The following is a 6,294-nucleotide window of genomic DNA, read 5'->3' on the forward strand; positions in this document are numbered from 1 at the left end:
TGAGCATTCCCAATGCGATATTCTATGCCATTTATGAGACCTTTCACCCCAAAGCCCACTTCATGGTGAACTTGCTCGGCAACAACATCGACTTGGGCAAAGCTGGCAAAGGCCGCGGCGATGGGGTGGCGAGAACCTGACTCTAGCGCAGCAGCAATTGCCAACACTTGTTCTTTAGCCACATCACCATGACATTGCACCTTGGCTATCGATAGCGTGCCGCAGGTGAGGGTGCCGGTTTTATCAAATACTACATGCTTGATTTGAGGCAGTTTTTCAAATACACCCGCCTTACGGGTAATGATCCCAAGACGGGTAAAAATCGCGGTCGCGCAGGTCACTGCGGTAGGCGTCGCCAGCGCAAGGGCGCAAGGACAGGTGGCCACTAATACTGACAAGGTCACCCAAAAGGCGTCTTCGGGGGAGATTTGTAGCCACACCAGATAGGTGATTGTCGCTATGGTTAAGATAGTGCCTGAGAAATAACGCGACAGTTTATCGGCAAGCATAGCGACGGCAGGTTTAGTGTTTGAGGCTAATTCCTGCAAGCGAATAATTTCAGCAACCAATTGGTCTTGCCCAAGAGCGGTGACTTTTACCTTAATGGGTTGGTCTAGGTTAATGGTGCCTGCAAATACTTGGCTATCGACGGGCTTTTCAATCGGCATTTGCTCACCGGTGAGCATGGCTTCATTGATGCTGGTGTGGCCGTCAACCACGATTCCATCGGCGGCGACCATTTCACCGGGTTTAATAAGGATAATATCCCCAAGACATAATTTTTTAGCGGGGATTTCTTCTTGCCCCTGCGCCGTGACCAGATGTGCCGTTAACGGCACTAACTTGTGAAGATTACTGGAGCTAACGGAAGCTTTTTGTCTTGCCTTCTGCTCGAAATAACGTCCCAGCAGCAGGAAGAAGGTAAACATGGAAACGGATTCAAAATAGACTTCGCCCGTGCCGTTAACGGTCGCAAAGCAACTGGCGATATAGGCGCCGCCAATGGCGATAGAGACCGATACGTCCATATTGAGTTTGCCACTGAGCAGGGTGCGAATCGCGCTAAAATAGAAGGGCTGCGCCGAATAGAGCACCACGGGCGTGGCGAAAATCATGCTCACCCAGCGGAAATAATCCCGATATTGCACATCCAAATCGGTAAAGTAACCGGTATAGAGGGCGAGGGCGAACATCATCACTTGCATGGTGGCAAAGCCCGCTAAACCTAAACGCAGTAAGAATTTACGGCTATTTTGCTTGGCGGTCAGTTCTTGTTCATCCACTTGATAGGGCGCAGCTTGATAACCGATACGGCTAATTTGCCCCAAAATATCACTGAGTTTAACTTGTTGTTTATCCCAGCTAATCAGCGCCCTTTGGGTGGTGGAGTTGACCATCACTTGGCTTACGCCAGGCAGTTGCTTCACTTTATGTTCAATTAACCAAGCGCAGGCCGCGCAGGTAATGCCATCAATGGACAGCGACACTGAGTCGCTATTCTCCACTGAGTGGACAAAGTCCTGCTGTACCTCGGGCAAGTCATAGGCACTAAACTGATTTAATTCATCAGGCACAAGGGCCGTCTGTTTATTACCTGGCTCAGTTCTAAACTTGTAATAGCTTAATAAGCCTGCATCAACAATGGCTTGGGATACCGCTTGGCAGCCTGGGCAACACATGAGTTCATCGCGATCATTAATGCGAGTGACAAACTGCGTGCCGGTGAGTACAGGTTCATTACAGTGAAAACAACTTGGATGTGTCATAGCAATATTCATTCAACCACAATTAGTTCAACCACAATTGGACGTTGTCTTTTAATTCGACACGTTGATGAATACGCCATTTACCGTCAAAACCTTCGAGGCGAACTTCCCAAGCGCCCGTTAACACATCGGGCAGAGTAATGCGATACACATGATTGGCATCGGCGGTGACAGTGGCCTTAATATCTCTTTCGGCAATCGTTGGGTGATAAAATTCGACTTTCAACGCAGCTTGATAGGCTGGGCCGCCGTGCTGAGTGAATAGGAGTTCATGGTTATTCTGTTCAAGTTGCCATTGCATGCCAAGCTGCTTGGCATATTTGACTTTACTCAAGTCCATGTTGATGGCTTTGCCTTCTTTGTAATAATCCTCGGCAACCAGAGAGTCAGAGTTTGAGAGGGCAATTTTTAGCGTGGTAAAACTTGCGACGACGGCACATAAAGGAAGAATAATTAAAAACCAAGGCCAAAACTGCTTATACCAGGGTTGTTGTTCGCTCATGTTAAATACCCATTATAAAAATTTGCGCCATTTTACCGTTAAAAGGTGGCTTTAGCACTTTAAAAAAAAGGCCCCGACGTTATCGAGGCCTTAGTGTTACTCATATCTAATTACTTGTTTGACAAGCTATAAACATAAGCTGCGATCACGTGGACTTTCTCTTCACCGAGAACGTCTTTCCATGCTGGCATCACGCCTGCACGGCCGTGTTTGATCGTTTCTTCGATCACACCACGGCTACCGCCATATAACCAAACATCGTCAGTTAAGTTAGGTGCGCCCATGAGCTTGTTGCCTTTTGCGTCCATACCGTGACACGCAAAACAACCTTTCATGAATGAACCTTGACCAAGAGCTGCGAGTTTCTCGTCGTGTTCACGACCAGATAACTTAACCACATACTCGGCTAGACCTGCAATTTCGCTATCGTCGATTGGCAAACCACCTTTTGGTGGCATCATGCCATGACGACCGCTCATGATGGTGGTTTTTATCGTGGCTAAATCGCCACCGTATAACCAATCACTGTCGGTCAGGTTAGGGAAGCCTTTGCTACCACGTGCGTCAGAGCCGTGGCACTGCGCGCAGTTTTGTAGGAACAAACGGCCGCCCACTTTCAACGCTTCTTGGTTTTTCACTAACTCTTCGAGTGGTGTTGCCAAGTAAGCCGCGAAGATTGGGCCATATTTTTCGTTAGCGTGTTTAACTTCTTGGTCGTACTGAACGTACATGCCTTCTTTTGCCGCCAGCTCAATCGCGGCTACAGAATCGGCTTTAATACCTTTCTCTGTACCAATGCTTTGGTTAGAGCTGGTCCAGTTCAGTAGACCTTTGTAGTTACCTAAACCTGGGAACAGGGCTAAGTACACTAGGCCAAACACGATAGTGATATAGAACATATAACTCCACCATTTTGGCAGTGGGTTATTGAGTTCTTCGATACCATCGAAACTGTGACCCATGGATTCGCCTTCTTTGACATCGGTGGTGTTCTTTGAACACACACGTAGCAACAGAAAACATCCTGCGATCACAATTAACGAGAGTACGCTAATCCAAATACTCCAGAAGCTACTCATCACTTATTCTCTCCTGAGTCCTTCGATTCCTTGCTGATTTCCTCATCGGAAAACACAAGATTCGCTGCTTCATCAAAGGATTTTTGACGACGCGAGCTATATGCCCAAGCAAATATACCGACGAAGGTCAGCATCACAATGATGGTTAAAATACCTTGTAATGTGCCGTAATCCATATACTGCCTCCTTATTTGAGTGCGTGACCCAAAGACTGAAGATATGCAATCAAGGCTTCCAGCTCTGTCTTACCTTCAACAGCTTTCTGCGCGCCTGCGATTTCTTCATCGGTGTAAAGATCCTTACCTTTGTAACCGCCTTTGTGCATGTTACGCAGAATAGTCATCTTGTCGCCGGTTAACTTGCCGTCTAACTTGTTTTCGGCAAGCCATGGGAAGGCTGGCATATTCGATTGAGGGACCACAGCACGAGGATCGATTAAGTGAACTTCATGCCATTTATCGCTGTAGCGACCGCCAACACGGGCCAAGTCTGGACCAGTACGCTTAGAACCCCATTGGAATGGGTGATCCCAAACAGACTCACCGGCAACAGAGTAGTGACCGTAACGTTCAGTCTCTGCACGTAAAGGACGGATCATCTGACTGTGACAGTTGTAGCAACCTTCACGTACATAAATGTCACGGCCTTCAAGTTGCAGGGCTGTGTAGGGTTTCAAACCTTCAACAGGCTCAGTGGTATCTTTTTGGAAAATCAGCGGCGTGATTTCAACCAAGCTACCGAAGCTGATAGCGATAACAGTGAATATCGCTAACAAACCGATGTTTTTTTCAACTATCTCATGATTAAATTTCATCGAGTTTGCTCCTTAAGCCGCTTTTGCTTCAGCCAGTGCTGGCAATGAATCTTTAGAGGCTTTCACAGTACGGATCACGTTGTATGCCATGATCAGCATACCGGTTAAGAAGAAACAACCGCCGAGGAAACGTACGAAGTAGAAAGGATAAGAAGCTTCCAGACTTTCAACAAAGCTATAAGTCAAAGTACCGTCAGCGTTAACTGCACGCCACATCAGACCCTGCATTACACCCGAAATCCACATAGACACGATGTAAAGAACAGTACCTATTGTCGCTAACCAGAAATGCACGTTAACTAACTTGATGCTGTACATACGGCCATGGCCGAACAGTACTGGGATCAAGTGATACAGAGAACCGATAGATACCATTGCAACCCAGCCTAGCGCGCCGGAGTGAACGTGACCTACTGTCCAATCTGTGTAATGAGATAAAGCGTTAACTGTCTTGATGGCCATCATCGGACCTTCGAAGGTCGACATACCATAGAAAGACAGAGAAACCACTAAGAAACGCAATACTGGGTCAGTACGCAGTTTGTGCCACGCGCCAGATAAGGTCATGATACCGTTGATCATACCGCCCCAAGATGGTGCGAACAGGATCAGAGACATCACCATACCTAAAGACTGAGTCCAGTCAGGCAGAGCAGTATAGTGTAAGTGGTGAGGACCTGCCCAAATGTACAGTGCGATCAGTGCCCAAAAGTGCACAATCGACAGACGATATGAGTAAACAGGACGACCCGCTTGCTTAGGAACGAAGTAGTACATCATACCTAAGAAGCCTGCGGTTAACAGGAAGCCTACCGCGTTGTGACCATACCACCATTGCACCATGGCATCGACCGCGCCACTGTACATAGAGTATGACTTAAACAAGCTAACAGGAACGGCCATTGAGTTCACGATGTGAAGCACGGCAACCGTAATGATAAATGCACCAAAGAACCAGTTCGCTACGTAAATATGCGATGTTGTTCGTTTGATAATAGTGCCGAAGAACACTATTGCATAGGATACCCAAACGATCGTAATAGCGATATCGATTGGCCATTCTAATTCAGCATATTCTTTACCGCTGGTATAACCCATTGGCAGAGTGATGGCTGCTGACAGAATGATGGCTTGCCATCCCCAAAACGTAAATGCAGCTAATTTAGGTGCAAATAGTCGGGTTTGACAGGTGCGTTGTACGACATAATAGGATGTTGCAAAGAGGGCTGATGTTCCGAACGCGAAAATTACCGCATTGGTGTGTAATGGTCGCAAGCGACTATACGTAAACCAAGGCGTATCGAAGTTCAGATGTGGCCAGATTAACTGAGCCGCAATTAAAACACCGACTGACATACCAACAATACCCCACAAAACTGTGGTTAAGGCGAATTGGCGGACAATGGTGTAATTGTAATCAGCGCCTGTTGGCTGGGAATGGTTCATCATAATGCTTCCACTGCTTATTACTTTTACTTTTAGTAAAGACTAGCTTTACCTGTTATATATGACACAAAGCTCATGTCCCTATAAGGGTTATGAAGCCATGTCAATGCGTTACCCTACACATTTGTGCTCAAATATGAGGTTTCGCAATGATACTTGAGCCATGTCAAAAAAGATACCAAAGAAGGGGGACGGAAAGTTGATCTAGATCAACCTACGCCATAGAATGTTAACATCTTGCATCACAAGGTTAATTTTTGTGCTTAATCGCAAACGTCTCCCGCTTTACATCATGTTAATTGCGTTAAATCTTAGCGCTTGTGATAAAAAAGCCGAGCAACAGGTAAAAATACCGCCTACAGATCCCACTCTTTGTGTGTTTACTCAGGGAGATTGCATTAAAAAGGTCGGGGATATAGTGCTGAGCATCAGCCTTTCGCCAGATCGTGCGCCAAGTGAAAAACCATTAACATTGAAGCTATTATCTTCTGATGTACTTGATAATTTACAGGTCCGTTTAGAAGGTAGAGATATGTTTATGGGCATTATCCCTGTCAATATTCGTCAACTCGACAAAACAACCTATGAGGGGCAGTTAATTTACGGCTCCTGTAGCAGTGGATATATGGTGTGGCGTGGTTTTATCAGTTTTAGTCGAAATGGTGTCGAGCAAGCCGTTATTTTTGA

At 46.3% G+C, this 6,294-nt stretch carries 7 protein-coding genes; 1 reads left to right on the top strand and 6 read right to left on the bottom strand.

Features of this window, described 5'->3' with window-relative positions; genetic code table 11:
- The 6 genes from L976_RS15225 to ccoN form a co-directional block, all read right to left on the bottom strand.
- Positions 1 to 1,766: heavy metal translocating P-type ATPase (locus L976_RS15225; protein WP_047540574.1), on the bottom strand; the 1,766-nt coding region annotated here is incomplete at its 3' end.
- A gap of 22 nt (positions 1,767 to 1,788) precedes the next feature.
- Positions 1,789 to 2,268 carry a FixH family protein gene (locus tag L976_RS15230; RefSeq protein WP_047538042.1) on the bottom strand — a complete coding sequence of 160 codons (480 nt, stop codon included), beginning with the start codon at positions 2,266 to 2,268 and terminating at the stop codon, positions 1,789 to 1,791.
- 110 nt (positions 2,269 to 2,378) lie between these two features.
- Positions 2,379 to 3,347 (bottom strand): cytochrome-c oxidase, cbb3-type subunit III, encoded by a 969-nt coding sequence (ccoP, locus tag L976_RS15235; protein ID WP_037430481.1) that lies wholly within the window; start codon positions 3,345 to 3,347, stop codon positions 2,379 to 2,381.
- Positions 3,347 to 3,523, bottom strand: a complete 177-nt coding sequence (locus tag L976_RS15240; protein WP_011072349.1) for a CcoQ/FixQ family Cbb3-type cytochrome c oxidase assembly chaperone — start codon at positions 3,521 to 3,523, stop codon at positions 3,347 to 3,349. The genes ccoP and L976_RS15240 overlap by 1 nt, the downstream gene beginning before the upstream one ends.
- 11 nt (positions 3,524 to 3,534) lie before the next feature.
- Positions 3,535 to 4,161: a cytochrome-c oxidase, cbb3-type subunit II gene (ccoO, locus tag L976_RS15245; protein ID WP_023265294.1), complete on the bottom strand. Its 627-nt coding sequence runs from the start codon at positions 4,159 to 4,161 to the stop codon at positions 3,535 to 3,537.
- Positions 4,162 to 4,173: 12 nt separating this feature from the next.
- Positions 4,174 to 5,610 carry a cytochrome-c oxidase, cbb3-type subunit I gene (gene ccoN, locus L976_RS15250; protein ID WP_011072351.1) on the bottom strand — a complete coding sequence of 479 codons (1,437 nt, stop codon included), beginning with the start codon at positions 5,608 to 5,610 and terminating at the stop codon, positions 4,174 to 4,176.
- Between the two features lie 223 nt (positions 5,611 to 5,833).
- Between ccoN and L976_RS22405 the strand changes: the two genes are divergently transcribed.
- A partial coding sequence (locus L976_RS22405; protein WP_052184074.1) for a hypothetical protein occupies positions 5,834 to 6,294 on the top strand: 461 nt, incomplete at its 3' end.

The organism is Shewanella sp. ZOR0012 (assembly GCF_000798835.1).
GTDB classification, from domain to species: domain Bacteria; phylum Pseudomonadota; class Gammaproteobacteria; order Enterobacterales; family Shewanellaceae; genus Shewanella; species Shewanella xiamenensis.